General features: G+C 65.4%; 20 protein-coding genes. 7 read left to right on the forward strand and 13 right to left on the reverse strand.

Going from position 1 to position 20,111, the window contains the following annotated elements; translation table 11 throughout:
- Position 1: 1 nt before the first annotated feature.
- The 4 genes from NKJ34_RS08780 to NKJ34_RS08795 form a co-directional block, all read right to left on the reverse strand.
- Positions 2-514: a DUF7287 family protein gene (locus NKJ34_RS08780; RefSeq protein ID WP_253737914.1), complete on the reverse strand. Its 513-nt coding sequence runs from the start codon at positions 512-514 to the stop codon at positions 2-4.
- Complete coding sequence (locus NKJ34_RS08785; protein ID WP_253737915.1) at positions 511-2,541, reverse strand: type II secretion system F family protein; 2,031 nt, start codon at positions 2,539-2,541, stop codon at positions 511-513. The genes NKJ34_RS08780 and NKJ34_RS08785 overlap by 4 nt, the downstream gene beginning before the upstream one ends.
- On the reverse strand, positions 2,542-5,481 hold the full coding sequence (locus NKJ34_RS08790; protein WP_253737916.1) for a type II/IV secretion system ATPase subunit: 2,940 nt from the start codon (positions 5,479-5,481) through the stop codon (positions 2,542-2,544).
- A gap of 116 nt (positions 5,482-5,597) precedes the next feature.
- A complete protein-coding gene (locus tag NKJ34_RS08795) occupies positions 5,598-5,990 on the reverse strand; it encodes a DUF5778 family protein (protein ID WP_253737917.1) in 393 nt (130 codons plus the stop codon).
- A 105-nt stretch (positions 5,991-6,095) separates the two neighbouring features.
- Here NKJ34_RS08795 and NKJ34_RS08800 point away from each other — a divergent pair, with 105 nt between their 5' ends.
- A complete protein-coding gene (locus NKJ34_RS08800) occupies positions 6,096-6,818 on the forward strand; it encodes a DUF8071 domain-containing protein (RefSeq protein ID WP_253737918.1) in 723 nt (240 codons plus the stop codon).
- Positions 6,819-6,968: 150 nt separating this feature from the next.
- Here the strand turns inward: NKJ34_RS08800 and carA are convergent, their stop codons facing one another.
- Complete coding sequence (carA, locus tag NKJ34_RS08805) at positions 6,969-8,033, reverse strand: glutamine-hydrolyzing carbamoyl-phosphate synthase small subunit (RefSeq protein WP_253737919.1); 1,065 nt, start codon at positions 8,031-8,033, stop codon at positions 6,969-6,971.
- Positions 8,034-8,129: 96 nt separating this feature from the next.
- Here carA and NKJ34_RS08810 point away from each other — a divergent pair, with 96 nt between their 5' ends.
- Both NKJ34_RS08810 and NKJ34_RS08815 read left to right on the forward strand, forming a co-directional pair.
- Positions 8,130-8,543 carry an Lrp/AsnC family transcriptional regulator gene (locus tag NKJ34_RS08810; protein ID WP_253737920.1) on the forward strand — a complete coding sequence of 138 codons (414 nt, stop codon included), beginning with the start codon at positions 8,130-8,132 and terminating at the stop codon, positions 8,541-8,543.
- A 48-nt stretch (positions 8,544-8,591) separates the two neighbouring features.
- Positions 8,592-9,158, forward strand: a complete 567-nt coding sequence (locus NKJ34_RS08815; protein ID WP_253737921.1) for an NUDIX hydrolase — start codon at positions 8,592-8,594, stop codon at positions 9,156-9,158.
- A gap of 6 nt (positions 9,159-9,164) precedes the next feature.
- On the opposite strand, the gene NKJ34_RS08820 is transcribed toward NKJ34_RS08815, so the two are convergent.
- Positions 9,165-9,377 carry a hypothetical protein gene (locus NKJ34_RS08820; RefSeq protein WP_253737922.1) on the reverse strand — a complete coding sequence of 71 codons (213 nt, stop codon included), beginning with the start codon at positions 9,375-9,377 and terminating at the stop codon, positions 9,165-9,167.
- A 90-nt stretch (positions 9,378-9,467) separates the two neighbouring features.
- On the opposite strand from NKJ34_RS08820, the gene NKJ34_RS08825 reads away from it, so the two are divergent.
- On the forward strand, positions 9,468-11,324 hold the full coding sequence (locus NKJ34_RS08825; protein WP_253737923.1) for an ATP-binding protein: 1,857 nt from the start codon (positions 9,468-9,470) through the stop codon (positions 11,322-11,324).
- A 63-nt stretch (positions 11,325-11,387) separates the two neighbouring features.
- Here the strand turns inward: NKJ34_RS08825 and menE are convergent, their stop codons facing one another.
- Positions 11,388-13,073 carry an o-succinylbenzoate--CoA ligase gene (menE, locus tag NKJ34_RS08830; protein ID WP_253737924.1) on the reverse strand — a complete coding sequence of 562 codons (1,686 nt, stop codon included), beginning with the start codon at positions 13,071-13,073 and terminating at the stop codon, positions 11,388-11,390.
- Between the two features lie 19 nt (positions 13,074-13,092).
- Positions 13,093-13,530 (reverse strand): universal stress protein, encoded by a 438-nt coding sequence (locus tag NKJ34_RS08835; RefSeq protein ID WP_253737925.1) that lies wholly within the window; start codon positions 13,528-13,530, stop codon positions 13,093-13,095.
- Between the two features lie 291 nt (positions 13,531-13,821).
- On the opposite strand from NKJ34_RS08835, the gene NKJ34_RS08840 reads away from it, so the two are divergent.
- The 3 genes from NKJ34_RS08840 (at position 13,822) to NKJ34_RS08850 (ending at position 15,488) form a co-directional block, all read left to right on the forward strand.
- Positions 13,822-14,793, forward strand: coding sequence for a transcription initiation factor IIB (locus NKJ34_RS08840; RefSeq protein WP_253737926.1), 972 nt, complete (start codon positions 13,822-13,824; stop codon positions 14,791-14,793).
- Positions 14,794-14,857: 64 nt separating this feature from the next.
- Entirely contained in the window at positions 14,858-15,043 is a 186-nt protein-coding gene (locus tag NKJ34_RS08845) for a DUF7836 family putative zinc-binding protein (RefSeq protein ID WP_253737927.1), read from the forward strand.
- Between the two features lie 199 nt (positions 15,044-15,242).
- Positions 15,243-15,488: a UPF0058 family protein gene (locus NKJ34_RS08850; protein WP_253737928.1), complete on the forward strand. Its 246-nt coding sequence runs from the start codon at positions 15,243-15,245 to the stop codon at positions 15,486-15,488.
- Between the two features lie 115 nt (positions 15,489-15,603).
- On the opposite strand, the gene NKJ34_RS08855 is transcribed toward NKJ34_RS08850, so the two are convergent.
- The 5 genes from NKJ34_RS08855 to NKJ34_RS08875 form a co-directional block, all read right to left on the reverse strand.
- A complete protein-coding gene (locus tag NKJ34_RS08855) occupies positions 15,604-16,605 on the reverse strand; it encodes a metal ABC transporter permease (RefSeq protein ID WP_253737929.1) in 1,002 nt (333 codons plus the stop codon).
- Entirely contained in the window at positions 16,602-17,345 is a 744-nt protein-coding gene (locus NKJ34_RS08860) for a metal ABC transporter ATP-binding protein (RefSeq protein WP_321169448.1), read from the reverse strand. The genes NKJ34_RS08855 and NKJ34_RS08860 overlap by 4 nt, the downstream gene beginning before the upstream one ends.
- A gap of 11 nt (positions 17,346-17,356) precedes the next feature.
- Entirely contained in the window at positions 17,357-18,382 is a 1,026-nt protein-coding gene (locus NKJ34_RS08865; RefSeq protein ID WP_253737931.1) for a metal ABC transporter substrate-binding protein, read from the reverse strand.
- 97 nt (positions 18,383-18,479) lie between these two features.
- The gene (locus NKJ34_RS08870) at positions 18,480-19,010 is read right to left on the reverse strand and encodes an MOSC domain-containing protein (RefSeq protein ID WP_253737932.1); all 531 of its coding nucleotides are present in this window, start codon (positions 19,008-19,010) and stop codon (positions 18,480-18,482) included.
- Between the two features lie 24 nt (positions 19,011-19,034).
- Positions 19,035-20,054 carry a class I SAM-dependent methyltransferase gene (locus NKJ34_RS08875; protein ID WP_253737933.1) on the reverse strand — a complete coding sequence of 340 codons (1,020 nt, stop codon included), beginning with the start codon at positions 20,052-20,054 and terminating at the stop codon, positions 19,035-19,037.
- Positions 20,055-20,111 lie beyond the last annotated feature (57 nt).

Here is a 20,111-nt window from a genome sequence, read left to right on the forward strand (position 1 = left end):
GTTACCACACCTTCACCACCAGTCGGTACTGGCTGTCCTCGATCGAGACGATCCGGCTCGATACCGTGACGTCGGTCGGCGTCGACCCACCGGCCTCCCGCGTCAGCGGCCCATCGAACGCCACCGAATCGAGGTCGCTGCCGTCGACCGGGGGGCCGGTCCGCGGTGGGTCCGCGGGGTGGCGGAGCGTCACGTTGACCTCCCGGTCGCCGATCCCCAGCAGTTCGGTCGCCGGTGTGGCGGCGTCGAACCCGCAGTCAGCGCCGCTGACGTTCGTCGCGTTCATGAAGGCGGCCGTACAGGCCGGCGACAGGGTGCCGGGGGCCGCGGGGTCCGCCGCCAGCAGCGACCCCGAAAGGTGGTCGACCGCCCGGTCGGCGACGACCGGCGTGCTGCTGGCGGCCCCCGAAAACGGCTCGAAGATCGCGGGGACGAACGCGAAGACGACGCCGACGGCGATGATGAACACGCCCGCGCCGACCCCGAAATCGATCACCGTCTGGGCACGGTTCATCCGACCACCACCCAGACCCCGAGGGCGATCGTCAGCAGGCCGACGACGAACTTCACGCCCGACAGCAGTTTCGCCGTCCGGATGTAGCCGGCGATCAGCCCCGCCAACACCGCTTGGATCGTCACCGCGTGGAAGAACAGGAGCGAGAGGAGGTCGGCGTCGACGCCCTCGGCGAACTCCTGGCCGCCGCTGGCTTGGCCGCCGCCGCCCGAGGCCTGCTCGGTGAGGCCGGCCATCACGTCGATGAACTGGGTCTGGAGGATCGCCATCACCGCCAACAGCGTGAGGTAGGTCATCAGGATGATCGCGACCTGCATTCGGGTCCGCGAGCGCCGCTCGCGGGCGATATCGTCGGCGTTCTCGCTGGCCTGGGCCGCCGTTCGAAGCACGTCGGTGATCTCACTGGAGGCCTCTTGGGCTTCGGTGATGAGCTTGATCGTCCGGGCCAGTCGGGGAAGGTGGTACTTGTTGTTGAACTCGACGAACGCCGCCCGGAGGCTCACCCCGTAGTTCACCTTGGCGTACATCACCTCGAACTCCTCGGCCAGCCGGCCGCTGGAGGTCTCGGCGACGGTCATAATGGATTCAAGGAGCGTCTGGCCGGTATCGTTGGCGCTCGATAGCTTCCGAAGGGTCTCCGAGAGCTTGCTCGTGATGGCGTTCCGCGAGTAGACGTTCCACTCGTAGAACGCACCCAGCGGAACGAACACCAGATACGCCGGCAGGTAGATCCAGACGAAGGTGCTCCAGACGGGCCGGTTGATCCACGCCGGAATCGTCACCGGGGCCCGGCCGGTGCCGACGGCCACCCCGACTGCGAAAAGCGCCGCCGGCACCGTCAGCGCCAGTGTGAACAGCGGTCGGTCGCGGAAAAACAGGTGCGGAGCCTGAACCACCTGTTTGAGCCGGTAGTCGCGCTCGGCGGCCCTGATCCGGTCGAACACCCGGAACCGGCCGACGAACCCCTCGACGATCCCCATGTGGGTCAGCCCGTCGTTGGTTGAGGCTGCCAGCCGGTCGCTGCCGGTCTGCGGTCGGAGGTAGCCGTCGCCGGGGTCGTCCTGTTTGACCGTCGAGACGAGGACGAGAAACGCCGCCCCGATCAGCGGGATCAGCGCGTAGACGGTGCCGTACAGCAGGCGCTCGTCGGCGTTGCCCAGCATGCTCATGATGACCAGAATGATCACGAGCAGCAGGGGAAACAGCGAGAGGGTCATATACATCTCGCCGAACAGTTCCAGGGTCTCTAAGGTCATCTCCTGTTGCTGTTTGGCCGTCCGCATGTGGGCGTCCTTCTTGTCCTTGAGGAACGACTCCATGTCGCCGCCGCTGTTGACGATCGACAGCATGTCGGTGAGGAACTGCGCCAGCGGATCGCTCGGCGTCTCCAGGGACTGTTTGCGGATCGCGTTGCGGTAGTCCGTCCCGAAGTACTCCGTCTCGTTGACGATGCTCTGGAACTCCCGAGCCACCTCGCCGTAGGTGTCCTCGGCGGCGGCCATCGCCCGGAGGATCTCCAACTGATTGAGTCCACCGACCGACAGCGCGTACATAAACGAGATCGAATCCGGCAGCAGGATGTTGATGTTCCGTTTGCGCTCGCCCGCGCGCATGTACGGCAACCCGACCAGCCCGCCGAATCCGAGGCTGAAACCGACGCTCCCGAAGACGATCCCCGCCAACCCGACGGTCACCGGGACGACAAGCGCCCGGAGCAACTCGGCGACCGCCGGCGAGGAGACCGGAATCCCGAGGCTCAGCCCCGAGGGGTCGACCAGTCCGAAGGCGAAGAGCCCGTAGCCCAGCAGCGTCCCGACGAGCCACAACACCCCACCGACGATGACGCCGACCCCCAGCGCCCGCGAGAGGTAGTGTTCGACTGTATCGCCCATCCGGGCCTCGGTGAGTTTGGTTTCGAGGTCGCCGGCGAAGTCGCTGTTCTCGCCAAACAGCAGCCGGTAGAGGGGGTAGAAGGCGTCGGCGAGCGGGTCGGTCTCCTGCTGCGGCCCGCCGGTTTCGAGGCTCATCTACCCCTCCTCGTCGGGGTCGACCCCGTCGATCCCCCATCCTTCGGCCGACGCCTCGTCGTCAGCCGACGGCTCCGTCGGGTCGACGAGCGACGACTCCTCGACCGGCTCTCCCTCCGCGTCGAGATAGGCGTCGAAGGGGTTGTCGGCCGCCTCGGCCGGCTCGTCGACCTCGCTGTCTTCGGTCGCTGTGGGGGTGTCGGTTGCGTGACGATCCGTCTTCGATCCCTCGCTCTCCGCGCCGTTGACGCCGGCCGCCTCGTCGAGGTCCGGTCCTGCGGCATCGGGATCCGGTCCCGTGGCATCGGACCCCGCTTCGGGGACATCGAGCATCCCGTCGAGGGCCTCGCTAATCGAGGCGCCCGCTCGGCCGCGGTACTCCTCGAAGAGTTCCTCGCCGGCTTCGAGGATCTCCGTGGCGATCGCCTGCTGTTCCTCGCCGGGATCGGGCCGGGGAACCAACGCCTCGGTCTCGGGGTCGACGTCGATCAACACGGACTCCATCTCCCGGAGGTCTTCGAGGCTCGCTTCCAGTTGATCGTTGGCCATCAGCGCGAGGATCGTATCGGGGTCGTTGATGTAGGCCTGCACCGTCGCGGCGACCTGCGTGTAGGTGTTGAGCCCGCGGTCGATCAGGTAGGCCAACACGAGCCGGCGCTCGAACAGCTCGCTTTTGAGTTCCGCGTCGGTCCAGCCGCGGTCGAACTTGATCTCTTCGAGGGTATTCGAGGTCCCCATCTTCAGGAACTCGTCGCCCTCGGCCTGCCACTGGTAGATGTCTTGGACGTTGATCTCGTCGTTCTCGGCGTCGTAGTGGTTGATCTCGGTGAGCGATTTGGTCCGGCGGACCTTCTTGCCGCGAACGCGGGTCGACGTCTGGATCGACACGAGGTCGAGCGCCGAGAACATCGTCTTCGAGACGTTGATTGGCTGGGTTGTAAACCGCTTGAGCACCTCCCCCACGGAGTCGGCGTGGAACGTCGTGTAGGTCGTGTGGCCCGTCGACATGACCTGAAACAGCGTCCGGCCCTCTTCGCCGCGGATCTCGCCCATCACGATGTAGTCGGGTCGCTGCCGGAGGGCGGCCTCCAGCAGGTCGAACTCGTCGATGTCGCCCTTGTCGCTCTCGGTGAACGACGGTCGCGTGACCGAGGCGATCCAGTTGCGCTGGGGGAGTTCGACCTCGCGTGTATCCTCGATCGAGACGATCTTGGTGTTCGATGGAATGAACAGGGAGACCGCGTTCAGCGAGGTGGTCTTCCCCGAGGCCGTCCCACCGGCGAAGATGAGCGATTTGTCGTTTTCGATGGCCAGCCAGAGGAACGCCATCTGGTCCAGCGAGAACGTCTTCCAGTTGATGAGGTCGACCGGCGTAAAGGGGACCTCCTTGAACTGTCGGATCGTGTAGTTGGTCCCGTGGTCCGAGACCTCTTTGCCGAGGGTGAGCTGGGCCCGTGAGCCGTCGGGGAGGGTGGCGTCGACCTGCGGGCTGCGCTTGGAGACGCCCTTGCCGGAGCGCTGGGCGAGTTTGACGACGAAGTCGTCGAGGTCGCCCTCGCCGTGGATGACGTTGGTGATGATCTGTTCGTAGCCGGAGTGGTAGACGAACACGGGGGAGTTGTAGCCGTCACAGGAGATGTCCTCGACGTTGATGTCGTGTTTGATCGGGTCGATTCGCTCGTAGCCGAGGAAGTCTCGCTGGAGGTAGTACAGCAGCTTTTCGACCTGATACTCGGTGAGCGATTCGGGGTCCTCGGCGAGCACTGCCGGCTCGGGCCGGGCGGCGATCCCGTCGAGTTCCCCGGTCGCGTCGTCGGTCTCCTCTGCGGGGGCGAGGCCGACGCTCGCCAGCAGTTCGCCCACCTCGCTGTCGGGATCGAGGTCGACGCGGTAGGCCTCGGGGTCGAGCCGGTCGGGGACGAGCCGCTCGTGGAGCGGCGGCCGGTCGTCGGTCCCGCCGCTGCGGTCCCGCGAGGCGAGATGCTCGCCGTAGTGGGTGCCGGCAGCCCGCGAGGGGGTGGTCTCCTCGTCGGTTTCCAGATCGTCGAACAGCCCTTCCAGCTGGCTGATGGGCTCTTCGAACCGCTCGACGACGGCTTCGGTGCGGTCCAACAGTCCGTTGAGCCGGTCGACGACCACCGGTGGGAGATCGGCCAGCCGCTCGATCGCCGAGCGGTCGCTGCCGGCGTCGTAGAGTCCGTATCGAGCCAACAGTCGGTCGGTCTCGGCTTCGATCACCGCCCGGCGGGCCTCGGTGTCGGCGGCCTCGGCTCCCTGTTCGCCGTACTTGATCGCGGTCCGGAGCTTGCCGGTCAGAAAGGTCGCGATATCGGTCTCGATCTCGTTGCGGTAGGGCTCGACGACGTAGTATTTCGTCTCGTTTTCCTTGGTCGACCGGAAGATGATCACGAACGCGTAGGGCTCGTTGACCCAGTAGCGCTCGACCTCGGTGAAGTGGGTCTTCTTTTCGATCGGCACCGCCTTTTCGAGGTCGTAGCGGTTCACCAGCGTCGTCGACCCCTCGTCGGTCGTGAAAAAGGCGTCCTCGTCGAGGTCGTCGTGGACGTCGACCGTCCGCTCGTCGACGAGGTCGGCCAGTCGCTCGGCGGTCTCCGCGCCGCCGGCCAGCATCGAACCGAGGGAATCGGGGTCGAAGCCCAGCGCCTCGCCCTCGTCGAAGGGGACGACTTCGCCGTCGACCCGCGGCGGCGAGCCGTCGGGCTCGTAGTAGTATGCGCGTTTGTAGTGCTCCCACGACCACACCCCTTTGACGACCGGCGTGGTCGACGGATCGCGGAGCGATTCGACGTACGCATGGAGGCGACCGGCCCGCTCGGCGGCGTGTTCGACCGCTCGGCGGGGCTCGTCGGTCGGCGACGGCTCGGCCGACCCGGTGCCCGACTCGGCCTGCCCGGGGACATCGGCCTCGTCGACTGCCATGGCCCCCGATACCTGCTATCAACGTATATACCTCTCGGGGATTCTATCAATACTGATAACTAAACGAGGGGAAACTGGCTCTCGGTTGTCGGTCGGTCCCGCCGACGGCGATCCTCTCAGGGGACCGGCGTCACGTCGTGGCCGAGAGCCTCGACCGCCTCGACGATCGCCTCGTGGTCGGCGGTCGCCTCGTAGTAGAACACGAGGTCGAAGGTGCCCTCCCGGAGGAGCTGTTGGCACTCCCAGACGAACGCCTCGTCGTCGACCGTCAGCCCCTGAAACTGGTTCGACGAGAAGTCGGTGTCGTCGTTGCCGGCGTAAATATACGTCTCGCCTTTGCCCGCGTGGTCGGCGATGATGTCGTTGAGATCGACGGTAAGCTCGTGCATTTCGAGGTCCTGATCGCTCGTCAGATCGGTGTGGACGATCAGCCCGACCAGTTCGATCTCGCCGGGTTCCAACAGCGCCTTGGTCCGCTGATAGAGCTCCGAGTCAAGCGTCTCGCTCATACCGATGCTGGACGGTCGACCTGTAAACGACTGCCGGTTCGCGCCGGCTATCAGCCGCCAGAATCGGACACGAATCTTTATAAATCCTGTCTTACACATTCCACTATGACCGATTCGGTCCGGCGGTTTTTCCTCGGTCGCGACCGGACAGCGGCGGCGTTGCAGTTTCGGATCGCGGCCGCGTTGACCGTCGCGGCCTTCGGCACGCTCGCGGTACCGACCGTCTGGGCGGAGTACGTCTCCGCAGGGGGCAGCGAGGCGATGCAGTTGGCGACCGCCGGCGGGTTCGTCCTGTCGGTGATCGCCGCCGTCTACGTCGTCGCCAAATCCGCCGCGATCAACCCTTACGTACCGACTGCGGCGGTGTTCGTCGTGCTCACGAGCTACGCCGTCACCGGGGTCATCAGCCAGTCGCAACTCGTCTTCTTCGTCGCGCCGGCGATCTTCCTCGGGATCCTCACTGCCCTAGCGGCCTACGCCAACGACGGCGCGCTACCGGCACTGTCGATCGTCTTCTTCCCGGTGTTCGGCTACATGATCAACGCTCCCTACGGGCTCGCCTCGGGGTTCGGCATGGCCGACCGCGTTCGGATCGCCCTCGTGTTCAGCCTGCTGTTTACGCTCTCGATCGGCATCGCAGGCTTCCTCACCGGGGTCGCTATCCGCCGGCTGGTCGACTACGCCGATCTGCTCACCGTCGAGCAGCTCCGCGATCCGGACACCCCACTCCCCGAGGCGATCGTCGACCAACAGTCGGCCGACGACGCCACGGATACGCCATCCGCCGAGCCGGTCGACGACACGGGCGACGCGCCGGTCGACGACTAGCCCGGACGGCGACGGGTAGCCGGTCGACCAGTGGTCCCTACCAAGAGCTCGACCGGTAGTCGACGTCTACCGACCGGTAGCGAGTGTCTATCCACGCGGTAAACGAACGCTACCGGTCGGTGAAATATAGAAATCAGTCCGCAGCGCTGCTCAGTCGGCCGTGGCGACGGGTTCGTTCTCGTCGGCCATCGCCAGCACATCGTCGAAGAAATCCAGCGAGTCGTGGGGGCCGGGGTTGGCCTCGGGGTGGTACTGGCGGGTGATGATGTCCAGTTCCTCGCTGGCGAGCCCCTCGGCGGTGTCGTCGTTGACGTTGATCTGTTTGACCGACAGCTCGCCCGGATCGGAGACGGTGTAGCCGTGGTTCTGGGTGGTCATGACCACGCGGCCCGAATCGAGATCACGGACCGGCTGATTGACGCCGCGGTGGCCAAAGGCCATCTTTTCGGTGTCGCCGCCGAAGGCACGGGCGACGATCTGCTGGCCGAGACAGATGCCCGCGACGGGCACCTCGCCGGCGAACTCCTCGACGAGCGACTGGGCGTTGTCGAAGTTGGCCGGATCGCCGGGGCCGTTCGAGATGAAGAGGATATCGGGCTCGACCTCGCGGACGTCGGCGGCGCTGGCCTCGCAGGACAGGACGTGAACGTCCGCGCCGCGCTCGTTGAGCGAGTCGATGATCGATCCTTTCGCACCGCAGTCGATGAGGGCGACGTCGTAGGAGCCGTCGCCGAGGTGTGTTGTCGGCTCGGGGGTGGTGACCTGCGAGCCGATGTCGACGTGGTCGCTCATCGCCTTACAGTCGGCGAGTTCGGCCTTGGCGTCCTCGGGGGTGACGTCCTCGCCGGCGGCGATCCCACATTTCATCGCACCCTCTTCGCGAATGGAGGTGACGAGATCGCGGGTTTCGATGTGGTCGATCGCCGGGACGCCCTCGCTTTCGAGCCACGTCGCCACGTCCTCGGTGAACTCCCGGGCGACGGCGGCTCGGGGGTGGACGCGACCGGACTCGAAGCGGTCGGCCCGGACCCCGTAGTTGCCGATCAGCGGGTAGGAAAAGGTCAGCACCTGTTCCTCGTAGGAGGGGTCAGTGAGACTCTCCTCGTACCCCGTATAGGCGGTCGTAAAAACCAGTTCGCCGCGTGTGCGACCCGGCGCGCGGCAGCGGGCTTCGAGCACGCGGCCATCGGCCAGTGCGATGTAGGCGTCCGACATTACGAGTTACGTATCCTTCTTCGTTCTTAAGTGCGTCGTTCGAAGGTTCGCTACGAAATTCGTAATCACTAACCCGCTCCGACCGCAGGGGTCAGCATGGACGACCTCGACCGACAGATCCTCTCGATCCTTCGCCGGGACGCACGGACCCCCTACACCGAGATCGCCGACCGCGTCGGGACCAGCGAGGGGACCGTCCGGAACCGCGTCGACCGGCTGACCGAGGAGGGGATCATCGAGCGGTTTACGGTCACCACCCAGACGGGCAACGTCAAGGCGATGATCGAGGTCTCGGTCGACATGAACGTGAATACGAGCGCGGTCTCCGAGCGGCTGGCCGACTGGGAGGAGGTCGACTTCGTCTGGCAGGTCTCCGGCGAGGACGACATCGTGCTCGTGGTCGACTGTGTCGACACCCAAGCGGTCAACGGACTGATTACGCGGGCTCGCGAACTCAACGAGGTCAAGGGAACGACGACGCGGCTGATCCTCGACGAGCGGCTCGGATAGCCAGCGCGTATCGAACGCTTATTTAGCCCGCTGGGGTATGGTGTAGGTATGACAGCCGACGACGACGCCGGGGGCGACGTACACGAAAACGCCGGACAGGACGTGATCGCGGTCGACGCCGACGACACCGAACAGGAACTCGTCAACCGACTCGACGCCCACACGGGCGACGGCATCCGCCACCGGGCGTTTACGTGTCTCGTCTTCGACAGCGAGGGCCGCCTGCTGTTGGCCCAGCGCAGCCCCGACAAACGGCTCTGGGACACCCACTGGGATGGGACGGTCGCCTCCCACCCCGTCGAGGGTCAGAGCCAAGCCGAAGCCACGATCCAGCGGCTCGAAGAGGAACTCGGCGTCACGCCCGACCAGTACGACGAGGTCGAACTCACCGACCGCTTCGAGTACAAACGCTACTACGAGAACGCCGGTGTCGAGTGGGAGGTCTGTGCCGTCCTCAAGGTCACCCTCGAAGACACGACGCTCGACCCCGACGAAGCGGAGATCGCCGGGCTGCTGTGGGTCGACTACGAACACCTCCACGACAACCCACAGTGGTACCGCCAACTCCGACTCTGTCCGTGGTTCGAGATCGCCATGCGGCGTGACTTCGCCTGACGGTCGCTAACCCGTGCGGGTCAGAATGGTCCCCTTCCGTGCGCCGGCGACCTTCACCGAAAACACCCGTTCTCGGGGAATGATCTCGTAGACGTCCCGCCCGTTTTCCTCGCCGGCTTTCACCCGCCAGTGGTCGGTGTCCTCCTCGTAGGTGATGTCGTTGGCGTCGACGCGGTACTCGATCGGCCCGTCGGCGGTTTCGTATTTGATGACGGCCATAGCCGGCTATACGCCTTCGATGATAAGTAGGCTGTCGACACCAGTCGGTCGGGGGAAGGGTTTACACGCCCGGCAGACCGTCGGTACCGTATGAGTCTGGACGATTTTACGCCCGACGAGCCCGTCGACGACCGACGGGAGGGGGCGGCCGACGAGGACGCGGCCGACGCCGCGGATGCGGCCGACGACGCGGCCGAGGAGCCGGCCGACGCCACCGGACCGGGGGTCGACGACGAGGAGTTTGAGGAACTGTCGGTCGAAGTCGACGGCGAGGACGTCGGCCTCGGGGCGCTGTCGGTCGCCGAGGGGTTGCGCGTCGCCGAGGAGGCCGACGACACCGTCCTCCGGGCGTTCGTCACCGCGGGCAATCGGGAGTCCGTGCGGCTGGGCAAATACCTGCTCGTCCCGTATCCGGACGACGAGACGCTGTTCTGCCGGATCGTCGGTCTCGAATACGCCCAGGAGTTTCAGGCCGACGACGCCACCGAGATCCACGCCCGTCGAATGATGCGGCAGTCGGGGATCGAGGAACGCGACTACAAGTTCATGGCCGAACTCGAACCGGTCGCGGTGCTCTACGAGGATTACGACGACGGCGAGGCCGAACTCAAACGCCGGATGACCGACCGGGTGCCCAAACCGGGAGCCGTGGTCCAGGAGGCCACCGACAGCGAGGAGATCAAAACCGGGCTCAAGATCCCCGGCGAGGGCGTCTTCCTCGGCCATCTCTCGGTCGGCGGCGAGAAGGTCGAGACCGCCGCCAGCCCGCCGACGATCGACTATCGTCTCAAAGACGACTACGAGGCCGGCGATCCGCTGGTCTTCCGGCACACCCTCGTGGCCGGCGGCACCGGCTCGGGGAAGACTCACGCCTCGAAGAACGTCCTCCGGCAGTATCTCGACGCCGAGCGGGCCTACCCGATGGACGACGGCCGCACCGTCCGCCCGGCGGTCGTCCAGTTCGACCCGCAGGACGAGTACGCCCAGATGCACGACGACGGGGAGTTAGGGAGTGCCTACGCCCGCAAACTGGACCGGGAAGGGATCGCCTACGGGGGTGTCGACGACACGATCGCGCTCGTCCCGAAGGAGGATGGCACCAGCTACGCCGGCGAGAACCACCGTGCCGAGCGCATCGAGTTCACGATTCCGTTCTCGATGACTCGGCAGCGCCCGTGGCTCGTCGCCGGCAGCAGCCTCAACGAGAACCAGTACGCCGCGCTCAGGCGGCTACTGAACCGCTTTTTCCGCCAGTACGGCGACAGCGGCACTTACGGCCAGTTCAAAACCTTCCTCGACGATCCCGCGCTCAAGGAGGAACTCGACGAGTCCGGCCGGGTCCACGAGGCCACCTTCGATGCGGTCAAACGCCGGGTCTTCGGGATGCCGTCGGGGATCTTCGACCAGTCGGCGAAACCCATTACGGATCTCGACCACCAGCTGGTTCGGCCCGGTGGGCTGACGGTCATTCCGACCTACCACCTGAGTTCGAGTCGGGCCAAGGAGCTGTTCGTGCTGGCGGTGTCGGCGTATCTGATCGACGACAAGCTCTCGAACACCCCCGACAGCGACCGGATCAAGGAGACGCCGGTCGTCCTCGGGATGGACGAGGCTCACAACTTCCTGACCGACGCCGACACCGTTCAGGCCCGAAAGGTGATCCAGAAGTTCACCGAGGCGGCCAAACAGGGTCGGAAAGAACGGCTTGGGCTGTTTTTGATCACGCAGGACCCACAGGACATCGCCGACTCGGTGTTCAAACAGATCAACACAAAGCTCGTGTTGAATCTCGGCGACGAGGACGCGATCAACAGCGTCAACATCCCGTCGACCCTCCAATCGAAGGTCCCGTATATGGAGAAAGGCCAGATGGTGGTCTACTCGCCCGACAACTCCGAACCAGTCGAGCTGATCGGCCTGTCGACCTGTCTCACTCGCCACGACTAGCCGGCTTTCGGCTGCCGGCGTTGCCGCCGGTCCTGCTGCCCCGGCGTCGACCCCACCGCCGGGCTACTGGTTCGGCTCGTCGGGGGGTTCGTCGACCGACTCGTCGCTGCTCGGTTCAACGGCCGACTGGTCGCCGCTCGATTCGATGGCCGACCGGTCGTCGGCCGACTCGTCGCCCGATTCGATGGCTGCGCTGTCGCCGGTCGGCTCGTCGACTGCGGGCTCGGAGTCGGCAGCGTCCGACGGGAAGGCGTCGACCGGTTCGTCGGCGAGGGCCGCCAGTTGGTCGCGGACGGCCGGTCGTTTGATCGTTCCGGAGGCGGTCCGCGGCAGGGCGTCGGTGAAGGCGATCTGTTTCGGGTATTTGTAGCCGGCCAGCCGCTCGCGGCAGGCGGCCTCGACGGCCGCCGTCGAGAGCGTCTCGCTTTTCGGGACGACGAGCGCGGCCACCCGCTGGCCCCATTTGTCGTCGTCGACGCCGACGACGGCCGCCGCGTCGATCTCCGGATGGTTCCGGAGGACGGCGACGACTTCGCCGGGGTCGACGTTCTCGCCGCCGGTGATGATCCGGTCGTCGAGCCGGTTGAGGACGAACAGCGAGCCGTCCTCGGTCTGGTAGCCGACGTCGCCGGTGTGGAGCCCGTGTTCGCCGAAGGCATCGACATTGGCGTCGACGTCGCCGTAGTAGCCGGCGGCGACCATCGGTCCCGAGACGACGATCTCGCCGCGCTCGCCGGTCTCGACCGGCTGCCCCTCGTCGTCGACGATGGTGAGGCCGGTCCACAGCAGCGGCCGGCCGACCGTGCCGGGCCGGTCGAAGGCCGCCGCCGGCCGGGCGGTGGCGATCTGGGAGGCGGTTTCGGTCATCCCGTAGGTCGGGAACACCGGCACCGAGTAGTTGCGGCAGCGCTCGAGCAGCGAGTCCGGCGCGGGAGCACCGCCGAGCAACACCGCCCGCAGGGATTCCGAGAGCGTCCCCCGGCGTTCGAGCATCTCGGCGAGCATCGTCGGCACCAGCGAGACGATGCTGACGTCGTAGCGGTCGATGTCGTCGGCGACACCGCCGGGATCGAACCCCGACCGCAGGACGACCGCCGTCCCGTACAGCGTCGACCGGAAGACGGGGGCGAGCCCACCGACGTGGTAGAACGCGAGCGTGAGCAGCCACCGGTCGTCTGGGTCGACCCCGAGTCGGAACGCCGAGGCCGTCGCGCTGGCCAGCAGGTTCCCCATCGTGAGAACGACCGCCTTCGGCTCGCCGGTCGACCCCGAGGTGTAGACCATCAACTGGGGGTCGTCACGGGACCAATCGACGGGGTCGATCGGTTCGGGTTCGACCGCACGAAACGACTGGACCTCCGCCCACTGGGGGTCGTCGACCGAGGCCACGGGCGTCGAGCCGGCGGCCTCGACGGCCAGCTGTTCGGTGTCGGCCCCACAGACGACCACCGAGAGATCGCTGTGGTCGATCTGGCCGGCGAGTTCGGCCGCGGTCAGCCGGTCGTTGAGGGGGACCAGTCGGACCCCCAACCGCTGGGCCGCATGGAGGAGACAGATCGACAACAGCTGGGTCTCCATGAGCATCCCGACGTGGTCGCCGGGCTCGATCCCGAGGGCTGCGAGCCGACCGGCCGTCTCGTCGACGGCGGCATCGAGGCCGCTGTAGGACCACCGGGTGTCGGTGTCGGTGTCGATCAACGCCAGCGCTTCGGGGGTCGCCGCCGCCCGGTGGGTGAGCCAGTCGTACATTGCTACGTACTACGACCGGTCATTGGGCGTCGTCGGACGGATGGACGGTGAGTACGGGTGTCTCGGCAGTCCGAACCACTCGTTCGGTGACGCTGCCGAGGAGATACCGGTCGAGCCCGGTGCGGCCGTGGGTCCCCATCACGATCAGATCGGCCCCTTCGCTGGCAGCGTGCTCGACGATTTCTTCGTGTGGCGATCCCGAGACGATCGTCGAAACCGTTCGGACACCGGCGTCTTCGGCCGTCTCGACGGTCGACTCGACTGCGGCCTCGCCCTGTTCTTTGAGCGCGCCGACGATCGTCTCGGCCCCGGCGTCGAACGAGGCATAGGCTGCCGTATCGACGACGTACAGCACGTGCAGTTGCGCATCGTACCGCTCGGCCAACTCGACGGCATGGTCGAGGGCCGCCTGCGAGGCCGGCTCTCCGTCCGTCGGAAAGAGGATCTCGTCGTACATTCTGGTCGATTTTCTCTCTGTCAGCACATAATCCCTTGGGCGCTGCTGCAGGAATTATCGAACCCCCAACCAGTCGACGGAACCCACCCGCGTGGGTGGCGTCAGATTCTTATTCGTTCGATTGTTCCCACTGTCGACGCGATCGACCCAGCAGTCGGTAAATCCGGCTGCTGTCGTGCGGTTCGATGACGCAAGCCACACAAAAGTTTATATGCCCTGAAAACTTACAATATGTTAGGAAAACCCACCTGCCCTCTTTTTTCCGGCGCGTGGGAGCATCCGGGGGAGACTATGAGCGATACAACGATCAAACAGTACGCGAGGACCGAGGAACGACCGACAGACAACCGGGAGAGCGAGGAGACACACCGCTGTCCGGAGTGTGAGGGCCACCTGATCACCGACGAGGAGCACGCCGAGACCGTCTGCCGGGACTGTGGGCTCGTCGTCGAGGCCGACGCCGTCGACCGGGGACCCGAGTGGCGCGCCTTCGACAGCGCCGAGCGCGACTCGAAGTCACGCGTGGGCGCGCCCACGACCAAGATGATGCACGACAAGGGGCTCAGCACGAACATCGGCTGGCAGAACCGCGACGCCTACGGCAAGTCGCTGTCGTCGAACCAGCGCCGCCAGATGCAGCGGCTCCGGACGTGGAACGAGCGGTTCCGCACCCGGGACAGCAAGGAGCGCAACCTCAAACAGGCGCTCGGCGAGATCGACCGGATGGCCTCGGCGTTGGGGCTGCCGAAGGCCGTCCGCGAGACTGCCTCGGTGATCTACCGCCGGGCACTCGACGAGGACCTGCTGCCGGGCCGCTCGATTGAGGGGGTAGCGACCGCCTCGCTGTACGCGGCGGCGAGGCAGATGGGCACCCCGCGGAGCCTCGACGAGTTCACCGCCGTCTCGCGGGTCGACAAGATGGAGATGACCCGGACCTACCGCTACGTTGTTCGGGAGCTCAAACTGGAGGTCCAGCCCGCCGACCCCGAGCAGTACGTCCCGCGGTTCGTCTCCCGACTCGATCTCGGCGACGAGGTCGAACGCGAGGCCCGCTCGCTGTTGCGGGGCGCCAAGGAGGCCTCGATCACCAGCGGCAAATCGCCGGTCGGCCTCGCGGCGGCCGCGGTGTACGCTGCCGCACTCCTGACCAACCAGAAGGTGACCCAAAGCGAGGTCGGTAACGTCGCCGACATCTCGGAAGTCACGATCCGCAACCGCTACAAGGAACTCCTCGACGTCGACCACGGCGAGCTATTCGAATAGCTATATATTCATTTAGTCGTCATTTCACACAAGGTTTTCACTTCGGCGTGCGGTATGTGGTGACATGGAGGAAGCCTTCGTCCAACTCCACTGTTCGGAGTGTGGCAAACACTGGCAGAAGAACCCGACGACTGCGCCGGAACTGCGGTCGAACTTCAGCTGTCCGAACTGCCATGCGACCCGCCGGTTCGCCGAGTTCCTCCGAACCGAGCGGGATCTCGAAGCGGTCAAACAGTTTCAGGAGTCCTAGCGCGCCGTCGACTGCCGGGGTGCGCGCGAGCCGAATCCGGGGGGAGAACCGCCCGAATCGCCCGCACAGCCTGGCGGACTATCATCATTCATCAGTGGCAACCCGTCGCTCGGCGGCTATATAGCCACAATAGATACACTCCTTGTTAACTCATCTCAAGATAGTACTATAACCCTCCGGTCGCAACGAGAGTTTGCTCATGAAGAAGCAGGAGCTCATTCACCTACACGGCCTGCTTGCCGAGGTACGTACTCAGTGTGAGATGTGGGAAGGCGAATTCGAACTCACCGAATACGAAACCCTTGGCATCAAGCCGACATCGATCCACAAGTCGAAGACCGATCACAAAGCAGCTGTTTTCAAACTGGCAAAAGGAATCACGTCCTCGATGGCCGAGGCCGAAGCGGAATCGGAGTCCGAACCGCTGGCTCCCAACGCTGACTAACACTTCGAACAGTGTTCTGCAGCTCTCGATCGCCGAGCGACAGCCTCATTTGCTAGTCCGTACCCGTCTTGTCGACCCGACTCGGTGATCGCCAGCGGCGTCGAACGAAATCGGATCAGTCCGCCATCTGGTCGTCCGTCGCTTGCTCGTCGGCCGACACCGTGTCGACGGTCCCTGCCCGACTCGACCGTAGTTTGCCGTACAGCACCGCCCCGATGTAGAGCCCCACGGCAACGAGGACGATCATTCCGCCGGCGGTCGCCTCGTACTGGAACGAGAGTGTGATCCCCACGAGCACCGCGATCTCGGCCAGCACCACCGACGCGAGCAGGGCTTCACGGAAACTCCGGGCGATCTGTGTGGCCCCCGCGACCGGGACGACGAGCATCGCCGCGACGAGGATCACGCCCATGATCTGCATCGCGCCGACGACCACCATCGCGGTCAGCATGACCATCACGCGATTGTACCACCGGACGTTGATTCCTGCGACCTGCGCGGCCGTCTCGTCGAACGTCACGTACAACAGCTGTTTGTAGGTCACCCCGACGACGAGTGCGATGATCGCAAACAAGCCCACCAGAAGGATCGTGTTCTGGTTGGTGACCGTCGACAGATTGCCGAACAGGTACTGGTTGACTCCCACCGCGAGCCCACCCGAGTTGAGACTGATCAGCACCGCGCCGAGCGCAAAGCCGGTCGACAGCACGATCGCCATCGAGACGTCGTTGTAGGCGTCGGTCGCTTCCGAGATCAACTCGATGGCGAGGGCGGCGAGCATGGCCACGACGACGGCCGTGAGGTACGGCGAGACGCCAACCCCGAGGACGGCGTTGACGAACAGCCCGACCGCAACGCCCGCAAACGCGGTGTGTGCCAGCGCGTCGCCGATCAACGCGAGTTGACGGTGGACGAGAAACGTCCCGATGAGGGGGGCCATCACCGCGATCAGCATTCCGACGAGAAACGCCCGATGCATGAAGCCGTACTGGAGCATCCCGATGCCGAACTGGTCGGCGACCAAGAGTATGGCGTCGCTCCACCGTTCGAGCAGCCAGTACAGGACGTCGTACGGGACGCCGAGGGCGCCCGACACGACCAATAGGGAGGAACTCATCGCGGCTCCACCCGCTCGCCGCGGTGGACGTTAGTGCCGTAGGCCCTGTCTAAGGCGTCGCTGTCGGCGAACTCGGTCGGCGAGCCGTCGAAGTAGAGTTCGCGGTTGAGACAGACCACCCGATCGGCGTGTTCGAGGACGGCTCCGATGTCGTGTTCGACGAGCAGCACCGTCATTCCGTCGGCGTTGAGCCCGGCAAGGAGTTCGAAGAAGGCATCCACCGATTCGGCGTCGACGCCGACGGTCGGCTCGTCGAGCACGAGCAGATCGGCCTCACCTGCGAGTGCGCGAGCGATGTAGGCGCGCTGGCGCTGGCCGCCCGAGAGTTTGGTGATCCGCCGGTCGGCCAGATGGTCGATCCCGACCGTCTCTAGGGCCTGCTGTGTGAGCTCCCGGTCTCGTTTGCCGACGCGACCGAAGCCGGTGTGTGGGAACCGGCCCATCAGGACGACTTCGGCGACCGTGATCGGCATCTGTTTCGTGTTTTCGGTGACGTCTTGGGCGACGTAGCCGACGCGTTCGCGGTCGACGAACTCGTCGGCGGGATGGCCGAACAGCTCGATGCGGCCCGCATCCGGCGTGTGAAGCCCCAAACACAGCCGGAGGAGCGTGCTTTTCCCGGAGCCGTTCGGCCCGATCAGGCCGACGTACTCCCCGGCGTCGACGGTGAGTGAGACGTCTTTGACGACGGGACTCGCCGTGTAGCCGAACGAGACGTCGTCGAGTGTGAGTAGTGTCATGGTATCGCTGATTACTCGAAATTGCGCCATTCGGCGTCGAACCCGGCGTCCGGCTCGCCCGCATCGAGCAGTAGCTCGAAGGTGTTCATGTTGATGTTGCGGGCGATCTCGAAGTAGCCCCAGCCGCGGTCGACCCATTCGGGGGTGGTTCCGGCGTACGGCGTCACGGGGTAGTAGGCCTCGACGGCGGTTTCCTCGCGGAGCTGTGTGGCGGGTCGGCGGGGTTCGAAGACCGCCGCCCCGATGGCCGTAAGATCGTACTCGGCGATCGTGTCCTCGGCGCGCTGCATATCGGCCGGTCTGACATCGCCCTCGGCGGCGAGGTTCGAGACGAGCGGGCGGATGGTCGCCCCGTATCGTTCGCCGACGTAGGCGAAGGCGTTGTGGGCGGCCAGAAAGACGACATCCCGCTCGGCGGCCGCAAAGATCGCCTCCCACTCGGCGTCGAGGCTGTCCAACTCGGCTTTGACCGATTCCGCGTTCTCACGGAGGGCGGTCTCTTCGTCGGGAACGACGTCGACGAGACCGTCGGCGATGGTGTCGACGGCCTGTCCGGCCAGCGAGGGGTCGAGCCAGAAGTGTGGGTCCTTCCCGCCGGCGATCTCCTCGTCGTCGTCGACGGTGGCGAGCAGATCCATCAACTCGACCCCCTCGCGGGCGTTGATCATGTGGGTATCCGCGCCGTCGTCCTCGACGGTCCGGATCGCCCGGTCGGCCCACGGCTGGAAGTCGGGGCCGACGGTGATGAACGCATCCGCGTCGATGATGTCCCGCGTGATCGACGGGTCGGGCTCCCAGCCGTGGCCGTGGAGCCCGGTCGGCACGAGGTTGTCGACCGTCAGTTCGGTTCCGTCGGCGATCTGCCGAGCGAAATCGTAAAACGTGAAAAACGAGGCGACAGCCACGGGCCCGTCAGTGTCGGCTGTACTACCGGTACAGCCGGCGAGCCCGGCGGTAACTGTTGCTGCCCCCAAGCCGAGAAAGCGTCGCCGAGAGGTGCGATGGGGTCGGTTTGCCGTACCTGCGTCGTCTGGCATTACACGCCTATCGTCGACGGCGGTATATTAGTTTTGGGTAGCTAATTCAAAATTTAGTCACTTCTAATTCATTGGTGTCGGGCCTGCGAGAGACCACTCACGAGGAGTCGGTGGTCGTCGACTCGGCTTCGAGTCGTTTGGCGATCGTCACGCCAACCGTCCGGGGGTCATCCTCGAGAATCTCGATGGAATCACCGACCGCGATCGTGCCCGGCGACACCACACGCGCACAGATTCCACCGCGGCCCTCCCCGAGGGCGCTGGCGACACCCTCCTCACCAGCGACCGCCTCGACGTGTGCACAGGGCGGTCGCGGGCGGGTGCCGCGGAGTTGGGCACTGCCGACGCGAAACGTCGTTTCGAGCAGGTCGTGGAGCGCCCGGCCCCGAGTGACGATGTTCCGGCGATGTCGACCGTCGCCGAGATCGATCCCGACGGTGTCGCGGATCGTCTCGATGGCGTCGGCTTCCAGTAGCGTGATTTCACAGACGTCGTACGGCGAGTAGTAGCCGGTCCCGCGGCGATAGCGGTCGCCGACGAGGCCGCCCTCGACGGCCTCTACGCTCTCGCGTCGTTCCATCGGTTCGCCACCTTCGGGCGCGATAAACAGTTGGTCGACCGTTCCCATACCAACCGTCCGCTCCCGGTCGGCCTAACGGTTCGCTTCCGATTTCGTGAGCCGCACGTCGAGACAGACGTTCTCCTCGTGCGGCGCATACGACCGCACGACGTGTTCGGTTTCGACCTCGATCTCGTATTCGGGCTCGGCAGCCGCCCGGATCGCCTCGATGCCGGGGCCGAACGGGTCCGAATCGTGCTGGATATCGTAGTAGTGGAGCACACACTCCTCGCCGGCGAGTTCGACCGCGGTCTCCAGGAACTCACCTGCACTGTGTGGTAGATTCATGACGAGTCGGTCGGCCCATCCGTGGTAGTCGCTGGCTACTGTTCGCACGTCACCGGCAATCGCCGTTATCGACTCACTAACGCCGTTTCGTCGGGCGTTTTCGCGGAGATAGTCGACGGCCGTCTCGTTGAGGTCGACGGCGACGACGTCGGCACCACGGCTAGCCGCCGGGATCGCAAACGGGCCCACGCCGGCGAACATGTCGAGGACGTGTTCGCCGGGGTCGATGCCCTCGACGACACGGTGGCGCTCGGTCGCCAGCCGTGGCGAGAAGTAGACTGCCGCGAGATCGAGCAAGAACTCGTGGCCGTACTCCCGGTGGACGGTTTCGGTCGGCGACCGGTTGGTGTCGGTGTCCTCGCGTTCGGCCAGTAGCTCCCAGTCCCGGACCCGGAGTTCGCCTTTGATCTTCGAGGCCCGATTGAGCACCGAGCGAACGGGCAGATCCGACGCCATCACCGCGTCGGCGATCTCGGCGGCGCGCTCGGCGTCGTCCTCGTCGACGATGATGACGTCGCCCAGTCGTTCGAGCGAGGGCTCGTAGCCGAGGATATCCGCGGGCGTTCGAGCCGTCCGCCGCGTCGGGAGGTCGCGGGTCGTCGTCTCGAATCCGTCGGGGACGCCGTCGGGGTCAGTTACCGGGATGTAGAGGGTGCCCTCGTCGTTGACGATTTGGTAATCGTCGTCTAACACCCCCGCTTCGGCTAACGCCTGCCTGCTCTCTTCGCCGGCTTCCCGCGGGACGGCGATACACGGAACCTCCATACGAGTCGGTAGTTGCCGAGCGGATGAGTAAGGGTGACGTTTCGGTGTGGCTGCTGC

Origin of the sequence: Halohasta salina (genome assembly GCF_024178165.1) — an archaeon.
GTDB lineage: Archaea > Halobacteriota > Halobacteria > Halobacteriales > Haloferacaceae > Halohasta > Halohasta salina.